This window comes from Andreprevotia sp. IGB-42, from assembly GCF_009848685.1.
GTDB lineage: Bacteria > Pseudomonadota > Gammaproteobacteria > Burkholderiales > Chitinibacteraceae > Andreprevotia.
This window is the reverse complement of sequence record NZ_WXTX01000008.1, coordinates 120,503-134,351: the sequence shown is the minus strand read 5'-3', so window position 1 is coordinate 134,351 and position 13,849 is coordinate 120,503. Positions and strand designations below refer to the sequence as shown.

11 protein-coding genes are annotated in these 13,849 nt (G+C 63.7%); 10 read left to right on the top strand and 1 reads right to left on the bottom strand.

Going from position 1 to position 13,849, the window contains the following annotated elements:
* Nucleotides 1–37: 37 nt before the first annotated feature.
* Nucleotides 38–667, bottom strand: coding sequence for a TetR/AcrR family transcriptional regulator (locus IGB42_RS13660; protein ID WP_159672519.1), 630 nt, complete (start codon nt 665–667; stop codon nt 38–40).
* Between the two features lie 220 nt (nt 668–887).
* Between IGB42_RS13660 and IGB42_RS13655 the strand changes: the two genes are divergently transcribed.
* The 10 genes from IGB42_RS13655 (at nt 888) to IGB42_RS13610 (ending at nt 13,840) form a co-directional block, all read left to right on the top strand.
* Nucleotides 888–2,438, top strand: a complete 1,551-nt coding sequence (locus IGB42_RS13655; RefSeq protein ID WP_159672517.1) for an MFS transporter — start codon at nt 888–890, stop codon at nt 2,436–2,438.
* A gap of 237 nt (nt 2,439–2,675) precedes the next feature.
* A complete protein-coding gene (locus IGB42_RS13650; RefSeq protein ID WP_159672515.1) occupies nt 2,676–3,623 on the top strand; it encodes a DMT family transporter in 948 nt (315 codons plus the stop codon).
* Between the two features lie 198 nt (nt 3,624–3,821).
* Complete coding sequence (locus IGB42_RS13645) at nt 3,822–4,307, top strand: Lrp/AsnC ligand binding domain-containing protein (RefSeq protein ID WP_159672513.1); 486 nt, start codon at nt 3,822–3,824, stop codon at nt 4,305–4,307.
* Nucleotides 4,308–4,484: 177 nt separating this feature from the next.
* Nucleotides 4,485–5,588, top strand: coding sequence for a branched-chain amino acid ABC transporter substrate-binding protein (locus tag IGB42_RS13640; protein WP_201799937.1), 1,104 nt, complete (start codon nt 4,485–4,487; stop codon nt 5,586–5,588).
* Nucleotides 5,589–5,799: 211 nt separating this feature from the next.
* Nucleotides 5,800–8,997: a bifunctional proline dehydrogenase/L-glutamate gamma-semialdehyde dehydrogenase PutA gene (gene putA / locus IGB42_RS13635; RefSeq protein WP_159672511.1), complete on the top strand. Its 3,198-nt coding sequence runs from the start codon at nt 5,800–5,802 to the stop codon at nt 8,995–8,997.
* A gap of 107 nt (nt 8,998–9,104) precedes the next feature.
* On the top strand, nt 9,105–10,019 hold the full coding sequence (locus tag IGB42_RS13630) for a branched-chain amino acid ABC transporter permease LivH (RefSeq protein WP_159672509.1): 915 nt from the start codon (nt 9,105–9,107) through the stop codon (nt 10,017–10,019).
* Nucleotides 10,019–11,305 carry a high-affinity branched-chain amino acid ABC transporter permease LivM gene (livM, locus tag IGB42_RS13625; RefSeq protein ID WP_159672507.1) on the top strand — a complete coding sequence of 429 codons (1,287 nt, stop codon included), beginning with the start codon at nt 10,019–10,021 and terminating at the stop codon, nt 11,303–11,305. The genes IGB42_RS13630 and livM overlap by 1 nt, the downstream gene beginning before the upstream one ends.
* On the top strand, nt 11,302–12,150 hold the full coding sequence (locus IGB42_RS13620) for an ABC transporter ATP-binding protein (protein WP_159672505.1): 849 nt from the start codon (nt 11,302–11,304) through the stop codon (nt 12,148–12,150). Before livM ends, IGB42_RS13620 begins: the two co-directional genes overlap by 4 nt.
* 11 nt (nt 12,151–12,161) lie before the next feature.
* Nucleotides 12,162–12,884: an ABC transporter ATP-binding protein gene (locus tag IGB42_RS13615; protein WP_159672689.1), complete on the top strand. Its 723-nt coding sequence runs from the start codon at nt 12,162–12,164 to the stop codon at nt 12,882–12,884.
* A 71-nt stretch (nt 12,885–12,955) separates the two neighbouring features.
* Nucleotides 12,956–13,840, top strand: coding sequence for a DMT family transporter (locus tag IGB42_RS13610; RefSeq protein WP_159672503.1), 885 nt, complete (start codon nt 12,956–12,958; stop codon nt 13,838–13,840).
* The last annotated feature ends 9 nt before the right edge of the window (nt 13,841–13,849 follow it).

Genomic DNA, 13,849 nt, shown 5'->3' with positions numbered 1-13,849 from the left:
AACACCGCTATGCAGCGTTATGCGTTGCTGCGCAGGCTCAGTGCTGCGAGGCCGCAACAGGCACAGGTTGCACCAGCACATCCCACGCCAGCATGGCCGAGCGCGCCAAACCCTGCAGCACGCTGCGATCAGCGCCATCGAGCGCTTGCATCGACATGCCCTGCCGGATGCCGGCATAGAACGCGGTCAGTGCGTCGATATCGGCATCGGCCGGCAGATCGCCGTCGGCCACGCCGCGCTCGAAGCGCTGGCGCAATATCGCCATAGACCGGCCACGGCGCTCGTGCAGGTGCTGCCATACGCCGGCGTTCTCCGGCGTACAGTTCACCGCAGACAGCAACACCATGCAGCCGGCCGGGCGGCCGGGCTCCGAAAAGCACAGTGCACTGGCACCCAGCATGGCGGACACCGCATCGCGCACATGCGGCTGGCTTTGCAGTACCGACTGGATGGCGGCGCCTTCTTCACGGTCGTACTGATCCAGCGCCTCCTTGAAGAGCCCTTCCTTGGAGCCGAAGGCGGCGTAAAGGCTGGGCGAGTTGATGCCCATCGCCTCGGTCAGGTTGGCGAGCGACGAGCCTTCATAGCCGTATTTCCAGAACACATCCATGGCCCGGTGCAATGCCTCGGCCCGGTCGAAGCAGCGCGGGCGCCCTCTTTCCGCCATTCCATCCTCGCAAAGAAAAAAATACGTAAGACCTGTGCAAACCAAGCTGCGCTGCGGCCTTGCCCCGGTTCAGCCATTTTGCGCATCGCATTTTTGTAACGATCATCACAGAAAATGGTTGACACCCCGATTTGACTGCCACGATCATATTTGTGTCGAACGATACAGATATTGGACACCCGCACAACGGTTTTGTCCACCCACCCCACCGGAGACCCCGATGCCGCACGTCCAATCCAACCCATCAGGCAAATGGCTGGTACTTGCCGCCGTTTGCCTGGCCGGCATGATGATGCCGCTCAGTTTTACCGCACCGGGGATCGCCATCCCCGCCATCAGCAAGGATCTGGGCGGCAGCGCGCTGACGCTGGCCTGGGTGGTGAACGGGTTCATCCTGGCCTTTGGCAGCGCAGTGATGGCCGCCGGCGCATTGGCAGACCGCTTTGGCCGCAAGAAAATGTTCCGCAACGGCATTATTGCGTTCGGCCTGCTGTCGCTGCTGCAGGTGTTTGCCCCCGACCTGGGCAGCCTGATCGCGTTACGCGCATTGCAGGGCATTGCCGCCGCCACCGCCATGGCGGGCGGATCGGCCTCACTGGCACATGCATTCGACGGCAAATCGCGCACGCATGCATACAGCCTGCTGGGCACCAGCTTTGGCGTTGGCCTGGCGGCGGGGCCGGTGTGGGCGGGCTTCGTGATCGAGCAATTTGGCTGGCGCGGCATCTTCCTCACCAGCACCGTGCTCAGCGTGCTGGTATTGATTTTTGGCGTGCCACGCATGCAGGAATCGCGGGATCCCGGTGCCAAGGGCGTGGATATCTGGGGCACGATCACCTTTACCGTGATGTTGCTGCTGCTCACGCTGGGCATCATGCAGGGCCCGCAAAGCGGCTGGGGCAGCCCGCTGGTGATCGGCCTGCTGATCGGCGCGGCGGCGTTCCTGGCCATTTTCATCCAGGTAGAAAAACTGCACCCGCGCTCGATGCTGGATCTCAGCCTGTTCCGCAACCAGCGCTTCCTGGGCGCGCAGGCGTTGCCGCTGGGTACCGCATTCAGCTTCGTGGTGCCGCTGATCATCCTGCCGATCCGCTTCATCGGCATCGAAGGTTACGAACCGGTCAAGGCCGGCCTGATGATGGTACCGCTGTCTGCCCCCATGCTGTTCGTGCCCTTCCTCGGCGCACTGCTCACGCGCTGGTTTGCAGCCAGCACGCTATGTGCGGTGGGCTTTGCCACCTCTGCGCTGGCGCTGCTGTGGCTGGCTACGGTTGCCCCCGGCGCACCTGCTGCCGATTTCATCTGGCCGATGTTCCTGATCGGCGTGGGCGCCGGCCTGCCGTGGGGGCTGATGGATGACCTGGCCATCAGCGTGGTAGCCAAGGAGCGTGCCGGCATGGCCACCGGCTTCTTCGCCACCGTGCGCGTGGCGGGTGAATCGCTGTCGCTGGCGGTGGTGGGCGCCATCCTGGTGGGTCTGCTGCAAGCGGGCCTGGCGCGGCAGCTCGGCAACGCGGCGTCGCTAGTGGAAATCGCCAACGCGCTGGCCGCAGCCGATATCCCGCAAGCGCAGGCATTGCAGGCCGGCGTCAGCCATGCCGGCTGGCTGCAGATTTACGGCAATGCATTCCACCACATGACGCTGGCACTGGCTGCACTGACCTTTGTTTCCGGCCTGATCGCCTTCCTGACCTTGCGCCGTGCGCATGCGGCGCACAGTGCCTTGCCTGAGCCGGTGCAAGCCAGCTTGCAGGCCAATGCGGGCGAGTAATTAGCAACGCAGGGGGTCGAGACTGAGCAACAGCCCGGTCCCCTTGCATGCGATAGATCCAGCAGCATGGTAATCCGCCGCCGCAAGAGGATGATCCACCAGCACGCACTAAACCAGTGCTGCCTACGCGCCCCACCTGCATAACGGAAAACCGCAATGATGGAAACGCCAACAGCCCCGCGTGCGTGACGGGCGTATGTTGCGGCCTCATTGCAACCCGACCGCAGGGCGGGAAAGATGATCAAGGGAATCACCTGCGGCGCACTGGCTGGCGCCGTATGGGGTGGCGTGTTCCTGGTGCCGCAAATCCTTGCCGATTTCAGCCCGCTGGAACTGATGACCGGGCGCTACGTGGCGTACGGGCTGGTATCGCTGTTGCTGCTGTTGCCGGTACTCAAACGGGTGCTGCCGCAACTGCAGCGGCACGACTGGATCACGCTGCTGTGGCTGTCCGTTGCCGGCAACCTGGTTTACTACCTGCTGCTGTCGGTTGCCGTACAGCGCGTGGGCGTGGCGCCAACTTCGCTGGTGATCGGCATGCTGCCGGTGCTGGTTACCCTGGTAGGCGTCACCGGGCACAACGCCATCCCTATCCGCCAACTTGCACTGCCATTGCTGGCCATCGTGGCCGGCGTGGCATGCACCAGCCATGACGTCTTTTCCGCCGCGCTGCCGGCCGACCTTGCGCAGGATGCAGGTAGCAAGGCCATCGGCCTGCTGGCTGCTGCCGGCGCACTGGTGGCATGGAGTGCCTACGCGGTCGGCAATGCGCGCCACCTGGCAAAACGCCCGGACCTGAGCAGCCACGACTGGTCGTTGCTGACCGGCGTGATCACCGGTGCGCTGGCGCTGATCGCCGCGCTGCCCTTGCTGCTGCCCGGTGCATCAGCAGCGGCCCCCGCGCGCAGCTGGGGCGTGTTCACGCTGATGATGATCGGCTTGGCGATCGGCCCGTCCGTGATCGGCACCGGGCTATGGAACGCCGCCACCCGCCGCCTGCCACTCACGCTGGGCGGACAGATGATCATCTTCGAAACGGTTTTTGCATTGCTCTACGGTTTTCTGCATGAGGGCCGGTTGCCGCGCCCGCTGGAAATCGCTGCCATCGTGCTGCTGCTGGGCGGCGTGGCCGCATCGTCGTGGGTACATGCCACGCAAGCGCCCCCACCCGGGCATGCTGGCTAAGCCTGTTCCCTGTCATACCCGTCGACCGACAAACGGCGCATATGCTGGAAAATACCTACATAGAAGAATTTTGTTCTGCTGTAATTTTGAAATCAAGACATAACAAATTGTGCATTGCACATTTTGCAGCTCAATGACTCACAGAACATTCTCCCACCGGCATATGCAGGGGGGCCGGTAACCAGAGCGGAAAAATGCATGGCCAAGCTTGACCAGATCGATGTCGCCATTCTTGAAGCGCTGCAACAGCAGGGCCGCATGACCAATGTGGCACTGGCGAAGCAGGTGGGGCTGTCCACCACGCCATGCCTGGAGCGCGTGCGCTCGCTGGAAGAAACCGGTGTGATCCGCAGCTACGCGGCGCAGCTCTCTGCCGAGCAGGTCGGGCTGGGGTTGATGGTGTTCATCGAGGTGGCGCTCGACCGTACTTCGGAAGCCGCATTCGAGGATTTCCGCGTGGCGGTACTGGGCGTACCGGAAATCCAGGAGTGCTTCATGGTGGCAGGCGGCTTCGATTACCTGCTGAAAATCCGCGTGCCCGACATGGCCTCGTACCGCTCCTTCCTTGGCAAGGTGCTCAGCGGCATCCCCGGCATTCGCGTCACCCACAGCTACACGGTGATGGAAGCGGTGAAGGAATCCTCCGCGGTCTCGCTCAACCATCTGGCCAGCAAAAGCGAATAGCCGCCACGCCGGGCGGCGTAACGGCCAACAGAGATCAGAACCAGCAATGCCGGCAGCCAGCCCCAACCGGGCCGGCCGTTTAGAACCGACGCAGTGGCAAACCGGTGCGTGCCTTGGGCACAGCCGAACGCGTCAACAGCGGTGTACACCACCCAAATCAGATCAGGAGATGTCGTCATGAAGTCGATGAAACAACAGTTCGCCATGCCCGCCTTGTGTATGGCGGCGCTCTTTGCAGCGCAGGCGCATGCCGATTACTCGGTAGCCATTGCCGGCCCGATGACCGGTGAATACGCATCCGCCGGCGAGCAGATCAAGCGCGGCGCCGAAATGGCCATAGCCGACATCAACGCCAAGGGCGGCGTGCTGGGCCAGAAGCTGAAGCTGGAAATCGGTGACGATGCATGCGACCCCAAGCAGGCGGTCTCGGTGGCCAATGCCATGGTCAACAAGAAGATCGTCTTCATGCATGGCCACTGGTGTTCCAGCTCGACCATCCCGGCTTCGGATATCTACAACGAAGCACAAATCCCCATGGCCACCGTGTCCACCAACCCCAAGGTGACCGAGCGCGGCCTGAAAAATATTTTCCGCATCATGGGCCGTGACGACCAGCAGGGCAGCGTGGCCGGGGCCTTCATCGCCAGCAAGTTCGCCGGCAAGAAAGTGGCTGTGGTGGACGACAAGAGTGCCTACGGCAAGGGCCTGGCGGATGAAACCGCCAAGGGCATGCAGGCCAAGGGTGCGAAACCGGTGCTGCGCGAATCGATCACCGCGGGCGAGAAGGATTATTCCGGACTGGTTTCCAAGCTGAAGGCTGCCGGTATCGAAGTACTGGCCTACGGCGGTTACCACACCGAGGTGGCGCTGATCCTGCGCCAGGCGCAACAAGTGGGCCTCAAGCTCTCCGTCGTCGGTGGCGACACCATGAGCAACAACGAACTCGTTACCGCAGCCGGTGGCAATGCCGACAGCGTGTTCTTCACCTTTGCACCGGATGCGCGCGCCAACCCGGAAGCCGCCAGCGTGGTGAAGCGCTTCCGCGATGCCAAGGTGGAACCGGATGGCTACGTGCTGTTCGCCTATGCCGCCATGCAGCTGTTCCAGCAAGCGGCTACCCAGGCCAAGAGCGTGAAATACGCCGATCTGCAAAAGGCACTGGCTGGCGGCACGTTCAATACCGTGACCGGCAAGATGGCATTCGATGCCAAGGGCGATCTGAAAGCACCCGGCTTCGTGGTTTACCAGTGGAAGGGCAACAAGTACGACGTGGTGAAGTAAGCACCAGGCTCGTTTACTTGCAGTACGGCCGTGCATGCCGGGTTTACCCGCCCGGCATGCACTCCGGAAGCACTTCGTTACCGCCTGCGCTGTCCCGCAATCGCGCTGGGCAGTGCATCACACATCGTGATGAAGCACTTCCGGGCAACCCGGACAGAACGCGGGTTTATCGCCAGCAGCCATCCTGCTGCCCTTTCGAGTGCTTGCAACCATGAATACGCAACCCACCCCTGCCATCGATCCATCTGGCCCACCGGCCACGGCGGCCGAACTGCGCAGCCGCATCCGCTCACGCCTGCGCATGGACGAAGCCGCTTGCGTGGCCGAGCTGGCCGCCCTCGCGCAATTTTCCGGCGCCGAGCAGGCCACCATCAGCCGCCTTGCCACCCCGCTGGTTGAATCGGTGCGCGAACAGCGCCTGTCCAGTGGTGGCATTGATGCGTTCATGAATACCTACGATCTGTCGTCGCACGAAGGCATCGTGCTGATGTGCCTGGCCGAAGCACTGCTGCGCATCCCGGACGCCGACACCATAGACCTGCTGATCCGCGACAAGATCGGCTCTGCCGATTGGGAAAAGCGCTTGGGCGCATCGCAAAGCCTGTTCGTCAACGCCTCCACCTGGGGGCTGATGCTCACCGGCAAGATCGTCGGCATCGACGGCGACGATGATGAAGACGGCAAAGGCGCCAGCATTTTCCGCCGCCTGCTGGCCCGCGTGGGCGAGCCGGTGATCCGCCAGGCCGTTGCCACGGCGATGAAAATCCTTGGCAAGCAGTTCGTGATGGGGCGCACCATCAACGAAGCACTGGAACGCGCCCGGCCGGCCGAAAAAATCGGCTACCGCCATTCCTACGACATGCTGGGCGAAGGCGCGCGCACCGCTGCCGATGCGCAGAAGTATTTCGATTCCTACACCAACGCCATCAACGAAATCGGCAAGGCCGGCGCCGGGCTGCCAGCGCTGGAGGCGCCGTCGATCTCGATCAAGCTGTCTGCGCTGCACCCGCGCTACGAGGTGTGGCAGGCGGAACGCGTGATGCATGAGCTGCTGCCCCGCCTGAAAACGCTGGCGTTGCAGGCCAAGGGGCTGAATATCGGTTTCACCATCGATGCCGAAGAAGTGGACCGGCTGGAAATTTCGCTCGACCTGATCGAAGCACTGGCGCTCGATGCCGACCTGGCCGGTTGGAACGGCCTGGGCCTGGCGGTGCAGGCGTACCAGAAGCGTGCACTGCCGGTGCTGGACTGGCTGGCAGACCTTGCACACCGCGCCGGCCGCCAGTTGATGGTGCGGTTGGTGAAGGGCGCGTACTGGGATGCGGAAATCAAGATGGCGCAGGAACGTGGCCTATCCGACTACCCGGTGTTCACCCGCAAGCTCAATACCGATACCTCGTACATAGCCTGTGCACGCCGCCTGCTGGCAGACCCGATTGCTTTCTACCCTGCGTTTGCCACCCACAACGCGCACACGCTGGCCGCCATTGCCGCCATCGGCAGCAACAACCCGCACTGGGAATACCAGCGCCTGCACGGCATGGGCGAAGAGCTGTACCGCGAAGTGGTTGGCGCGGACAAATGGCACCGCGCATGCCGCGTATACGCCCCGGTCGGCAGCCACGAAGACCTGCTGGCCTACCTGGTGCGGCGGCTGCTGGAAAACGGCGCCAATACTTCTTTCGTCAGCCGCATTGCCGATGCCGGCATGCCGGTTGCACAACTGCTGGCCGACCCGGTAGCCAGGGCGGCCGAGCTGGTGATGCAAGGCGCCAGCCGCCACCCGCGCATTGCGCTGCCACGCGATCTGTTTGGCGCCACACGCGCCAATAGCCAAGGACTGGATATGTTCGATACCCCCACGCTGCACGCACAGGCGGAAGCGATTGCCCGCAGCAAGACCACCGTTTATACCGCGCAGCCCGTCATCGACGGCGTTGCTCTTGGCAGCCAGTTTGCCGATGTCCCGGCGCCGGCCAACCACCGCGAGATCGTCGGCAAGGTAGCCGATGCCACGCCAGCGCAGGTCGACCAGGCCATGCAAAGCGCTGCAGCGGCCTTCCCCGGCTGGGAAAAAACCCCGGCGGCCACCCGTGCAGCCGCGCTGAACCGCGCCGCAGACCTGATGGAAGCACGCGTGCTGGAACTGGTGGCGCTGGTAGTGCGCGAAGGCGGCCGCACGCAGGCCGATGCGCTGTCCGAAGTGCGCGAGGCCGTGGACTTCCTGCGCTACTACGCCGCCCAGGCGCTGGAGAAATTTGCCGCGCCGATCACGCTACCCGGCCCGACCGGCGAGCAGAACACGCTGTCGCTGCATGGCCGTGGTGTGTTCGTCTGCATCAGCCCGTGGAATTTCCCGCTGGCCATCTTTACCGGCCAGATTGCTGCGGCGCTGGCCGCCGGCAATGCGGTCGTGGCCAAGCCTGCCGAGCAGACCCCGCTGTGCGGTGCATTGGCAGTGGCACTACTGCACGAGGCGGGCGTACCGGGCAATGTGCTGCACTTCCTGCCCGGCGCCGGCAACGTCGGCGCGGCCATGGTCAACCACCCGCGCTGTGGCGGCGTGGCGTTCACGGGATCCACCGAGGTGGCGCGGCTGACTGCGCAGGCACTCGTCACCAAGCCCGGCCCCATCGTGCCGCTGATTGCCGAAACCGGCGGCCAGAACGCATTGATCGCTGATTCATCCGCGCTGCCCGAACAGGTGGTGCGCGATGTGCTGGCATCCGCCTTCAACTCGGCCGGCCAGCGTTGCTCTGCGTTGCGGGTGCTGTTCATCCAGGACGACGTGGCCGACAAGGTGATCGGCATGCTGCGCGGCGCGATGCAGCAGCTGCGCATCGGCGATCCGGCCGATATCCGCACCGATGTCGGCCCGGTGATCGATGAAGAAGCACGCCAGTTGCTGATCAGGCACGCCGCCGCACTCGATGGTTTCGGCAAGCTGATCCACCGCTGCGAGCTGACCGATGTGGGCGCTGCCGATGTGCTGCACGGCACCTACTTCGAGCCGCGCGCGTACGAGATCGACAGCCTGTCACGGCTGGAGCGCGAAGTGTTCGGCCCCATCCTGCACGTGATCCGCTGGAAATCGGACGGACTCGATGCCGTGTGCGATGCCATTGCCGCCACTGGCTATGGGCTCACGCTGGGCATACACAGCCGTATCGACAGTACGGTGCGCCGCATCACCGGCCGCCTGCACGTGGGCAACACCTACGTGAACCGCAACATCATCGGCGCGGTAGTCGGCGTGCAGCCATTCGGTGGCGAGGGGTTGTCCGGCACCGGCCCCAAGGCGGGCGGCCCGCACTACCTGTACCGCTTTGCGTGCGAGCGCACGGTATCGGTCGATACCACGGCAGCGGGCGGCAATGCCAGCCTGATGTCGATGGCAGAAAACAACTGAAGAGCGGGGCCTGCAGCAGCAGGCCCCTTGATAACAGAAGCGACCGGAAGCGCCGCAATGGCAGGCAAGCCTGCGTGGCAGCCGGATCGTCCTTCAAGGAGAGAGCGATGGGACAGTTCATACAACAGCTCATCAATGGCCTGACGCTGGGGGCCGTGTACGGCCTGATCGCGCTGGGCTATACGATGGTGTACGGCATTATCGGCATGATCAATTTTGCCCACGGCGATATCTACATGGTGGCGGCCATCATCGCCGTCACGGTGCTGACACTGCTGGGCGCACTGGGTATCAGCGCGGTACCGCTGGCGATATTGATCACGCTGGCGGTGGTGATTTTCTTTACCGCCATCTACGGCTGGTCGGTGGAACGCGTGGCCTACCGGCCGCTGCGCAAGGCCAGCCGGCTGGCGCCGCTGATTTCCGCCATCGGCATGTCGATCTTCCTGCAGAACATGGTGCAGCTCACGCAGGGCGCGCGCGTGAAACCCATCCACGCGATGATGCCGGGCGGCTTCGAGCTGTTCACGCATGACGGCTTCAGCGTGCACCTGGCGTATACGCAGATCATGATCATTTCGGTGACCATCATCCTGCTGGCGGTATTTAGCTACCTGATCACGCGGACCTCGTTCGGCCGGCAACAGCGCGCCTGCGAGCAGGATCAGACCATGACGGCGCTGCTGGGCATCAATGTGGACCGCACCATTTCCTATACCTTCATGCTGGGCGCGGCGCTGGCTGCCGTTGCCGGGGTGATGGTCACCGTTTACTACGGCGTGGTGGATTTCTCCATCGGCTTCGTGGCCGGCATCAAGGCATTTACCGCTGCGGTGCTCGGCGGCATCGGCTCGCTGCCGGGCGCCATGCTGGGCGGCCTGATCATCGGCATGATCGAATCGTTCTGGAGTGCCTACCTGTCACCCGAATACAAGGATGTGGCCACCTTCGGCATCCTGATCCTGGTGCTGATGTTCCGCCCCAGCGGCCTGCTGGGCCGTCCGGAAGTGGAGAAAGTGTGATGACCGCATTCATTCCCGATCACAGCGGCCCCGGCATGACCGCACGGCTCAAGGATGCAACCGGCGTTGCCGTGGTATCGCTGTTCCTGGGCATTCCGATGATCGCACTGCACACGGTGGACGTGGGCGGCGTGCTGGCCGTAGCCACGCGCTGGCCGTGGCTGATCGCCTTCGCGGTCACCATGTTCACAGGCCGGTTGGTGCTGCAGTTTGCGCTTGATCACCTGAAAATCAACAAGGCCAGGCGTGAACGCGCACGGCCGGCAGTGCGCGCCACCCGGCCATGGCTGAAATGGACCGGCTACGCGGTACTGGGCTTTTCCATCGTGCTGCCCATCATGTGCTCCGGTAACCGCTACGTGGTCGATACCGCCACCACGGTCATGATCTACGTGATGCTGGGCTGGGGCCTGAACGTGGTGGTGGGGCTGGCTGGCCTGCTCGACCTGGGTTACGTGGCCTTCTATGCGGTGGGGGCGTATACCTACGGCCTGTTGTCCACGCACTTTGGCTGGGGCTTCTGGGAAACGTTGCCCGTGGCCGGTGCGCTGGCGGCCGGCTTCGGCATCCTGCTGGGCTGGCCCACCTTGCGACTGCGTGGCGATTACCTGGCCATCGTCACGCTGGGCTTTGGCGAAATCGTCCGGCTGATTCTGGTGAACTGGACGGATTTTTCCGGCGGCCCCAACGGCATCGGCTCCATCCCGCGCCCCACCTTCTTCGGCCTGCCATTTGCGCCGGCTGGTGATGGCCCCACCTTCGCATCGTTCTTCGGCATCGAGTATGCGCCCGAGCACCGGGTGATCTTCCTCTACTACGTGATCCTGGTGCTGGCACTGCTGACCAACCTGTTCATTGCGCGCCTGCGCAAGCTGCCGGTGGGCATCGCGTGGGAAGCCGTGCGCGAGGACGAAGTGGCCTGCAAGGCGCTGGGCATGAACGTCACCAACATCAAGCTGTCGGCCTTTGCCATCGGCGCCATGCTGGGCGGCTTCGCTGGCGTGTTCTTTGCCGCGCGCCAGGGTTTCATCTCACCGGAAAGCTTCGTGTTTTCCGAATCGGCCACCATCCTCGCCATCGTGGTGCTGGGTGGCATGGGTAGCCAGCTGGGCGTGGTAGTTGCCGCCATCCTGCTGGTGCTGCTGCCCGAGCTGGGGCGTGATTTCTCCGAATACCGGATGCTGATGTTCGGCGCCGCAATGATCCTCATCATGGTGTGGCGCCCAGGCGGGCTGATCGCCAGCCGCGCGCCCACTGTCCGTCTGCACAAGGAGGCGCAGCCATGAGCAATACCCTCACCCCGGCGGCCAATCAGGGCGGCAAGCTGCTGCTGGAAGTGGAACACCTGACCATGCGCTTTGGCGGGCTGACCGCGCTGAACGACCTGTCGCTGGCGGTGCCGGCCGGCAAGATCACCTCGATCATCGGCCCCAACGGCGCCGGCAAGACCACGTTCTTCAACTGCCTGACCGGCTTCTACAAGCCCACCACCGGCAACGTGCGCATGCACCACCCGCAGTACGGCCCGCTGCTGCTCAACCAGATGCCGTCTTACCACGTGGCCCGCAAGGCCGGCGTGGTGCGTACCTTCCAGAACATCCGCCTGTTCCCCAACATGACGGTGCTGGAAAACCTCATCGTGGCGCAGCACAACGCGCTGCAACGGGCATCGCGCTTTTCCATCGCCGGGCTGTTTGGCCAGGCCGGCTACAAAAGCGCGCGCGAAGCGGCACTGGCGAAAGCGCTGATGTGGCTGACCCGGCTCAAGCTGCTGGATATCGCCGATACCGCTGCTGGCAACCTCTCCTATGGCACGCAACGCCGCATCGAGATTGCCCGCGCGCTATGCGTGGACCCATTGCTGCTGTGCCTGGATGAGCCCGCTGCCGGCCTCAACCCGCGCGAATCGGCGGAGCTGAACGAGCTGCTGTTGTACCTCTCGCGCGAGCACAACAAGGGCGTGCTGCTGATTGAGCACGACATGAACGTGGTGATGCGCGTATCGGACCATATCTGCGTACTGAACTTCGGCAACAAGATTGCCGAGGGCAATCCGGCGCAGATCCAGAACGACCCCGATGTGATCAAGGCCTATCTGGGCGAAGATGAAACCGATCAGGAGGCTGCATGACCACCACCCCCATGCTGCAATACAGCGGCGTGCATGCCCACTACGGCGCCATCCATGCGTTGCGCGGCGTGGATCTCAACGTGCAGAAAGGCGAGATCGTCACGCTGATCGGCGCCAATGGCGCGGGCAAATCCACGCTGATGATGTCGCTTTTCGGCAAGCCTGCCGCATCGGCCGGCAAGATTGCATTCCAGGGCAATGACATCACCCGCGTCCCCACGCACGATATCTCCCGCCAGGGCATTGCGCTGGTACCGGAGGGCCGGCGCATCTTCCCGCGCATGACCGTGCTGGAAAACCTGCAGATGGGCAGCACGTTTGCCGACCCGGCGCATTTCGACGCCGATACGCGCCGCGTGTTCGACATGTTTCCCATCCTTGAACAACGGCAGCTGCAGCGCGCCGGCACGCTATCGGGCGGCGAGCAGCAGATGCTCGCCATCGGCCGCGCACTGATGGGCCGGCCGCAATTGCTGCTGCTGGATGAACCCTCGCTGGGCCTGGCGCCGCTGTATATCAAGCAGGTGTTCCGCATCATCCGCGAGCTGAACGAGCGCGATGGCATGACCATCCTGCTGGTGGAACAGAATGCCCACCACGCGCTGAATGTCGCGCATCGTGGCTATGTGCTGCAGCATGGCGAAATCGTCCTCACCGGCACCGGCAAGGAATTGCTGGCCAGCCCGGAGGTACGCGCAGCCTATCTGGAAGGCAGCGCGCAAGCCCACGGCTGACGCCTTCACTGCCCCGCCCGGCACGCCTGCAGCAGCAGGCGTGCGCCCTTCCCTGTTTCCGCCGGCCTGCCATGACTTTCAACCGCTATACGCTGTATCTGATTGCCTCGATGGCGCTGGTGGGTGCCAATGTGGGTATCGGCAAAACCATCGTCATGGTGGTGCCGGTGACCTTGTTCGCGCTGATGCGTTTCATCGTCGGCGTGGGCATCCTGCTGCCGCGCTACCGGCTGGCACGCATGCGCACGGTGACGCGCCGCCAGTGGCTGGGCTTGTTCCTGCAGGCGCTGTTCGGCACCTTCTTGTTCACGCTGCTGATGCTGTATGGCGTATCGCACACCAGTGCGCTGGCGGCAGGCGTGATCACCAGCACCATCCCGGCCGTGGTAATCGTGCTGTCGTGGCTGCTGCTGCGCGAGAAACCGGGCCGCCGCGCGGTCATTGCCGTGGCACTGGCAGTGCTGGGCATGGTGATCATCAACGTATCACGCACCGGTGGCACCGCCGGCGCCGGCTCGCTGCTGGGCAACGCGATGGTGGCCGGCGCCGTGGTGTGCGAATCCATTTACGTGATCCTGTCGCGCCGTCTCACGCAAAACCTGGCTGCCATCGACATCTGCGCGTACACGCATCTGCTCGGCCTGCTGCTGATGCTGCCGCTGGGCGCCACTGCCGCATGGCAGTTCGACTACGCCAGCGTGGACGCCCACACCTGGCTGATGGTGTTCTGGTACGGGCTGGCCGCCAGCGTGCTGTCTTTCTGGCTGTGGATGAAGGGCATACGCCATGTACCCGCACAGCAGGCGGGCGTCTTCACCGCGGCATTGCCGGTGGCGGCGGTGAGTTACGCGATTGCCTTCCTGCACGAGCAACCCACCCTCGCGCATGGCATCGCACTGCTGTGCGTGCTGGCGGCCATCGTGCTGGCCAGCGGCAAGGATGTGGCAACCGCTTGATCGCAGGCA

What these genes read in the sequence shown, in the direction of transcription:
- IGB42_RS13660 (WP_159672519.1), bottom strand. Translation starts at nt 667, where the DNA reads ATGGCGGAAAGAGGGCGCCCGCGCTGCTTCGACCGGGCCGAGGCATTG.
- IGB42_RS13655 (WP_159672517.1), top strand. Translation starts at nt 888, where the DNA reads ATGCCGCACGTCCAATCCAACCCATCAGGCAAATGGCTGGTACTTGCC.
- IGB42_RS13650 (WP_159672515.1), top strand. Translation starts at nt 2,676, where the DNA reads ATGATCAAGGGAATCACCTGCGGCGCACTGGCTGGCGCCGTATGGGGT.
- IGB42_RS13645 (WP_159672513.1), top strand. Translation starts at nt 3,822, where the DNA reads ATGGCCAAGCTTGACCAGATCGATGTCGCCATTCTTGAAGCGCTGCAA.
- IGB42_RS13640 (WP_201799937.1), top strand. Translation starts at nt 4,485, where the DNA reads ATGAAGTCGATGAAACAACAGTTCGCCATGCCCGCCTTGTGTATGGCG.
- putA (WP_159672511.1), top strand. Translation starts at nt 5,800, where the DNA reads ATGAATACGCAACCCACCCCTGCCATCGATCCATCTGGCCCACCGGCC.
- IGB42_RS13630 (WP_159672509.1), top strand. Translation starts at nt 9,105, where the DNA reads ATGGGACAGTTCATACAACAGCTCATCAATGGCCTGACGCTGGGGGCC.
- livM (WP_159672507.1), top strand. Translation starts at nt 10,019, where the DNA reads ATGACCGCATTCATTCCCGATCACAGCGGCCCCGGCATGACCGCACGG.
- IGB42_RS13620 (WP_159672505.1), top strand. Translation starts at nt 11,302, where the DNA reads ATGAGCAATACCCTCACCCCGGCGGCCAATCAGGGCGGCAAGCTGCTG.
- IGB42_RS13615 (WP_159672689.1), top strand. Translation starts at nt 12,162, where the DNA reads ATGCTGCAATACAGCGGCGTGCATGCCCACTACGGCGCCATCCATGCG.
- IGB42_RS13610 (WP_159672503.1), top strand. Translation starts at nt 12,956, where the DNA reads ATGACTTTCAACCGCTATACGCTGTATCTGATTGCCTCGATGGCGCTG.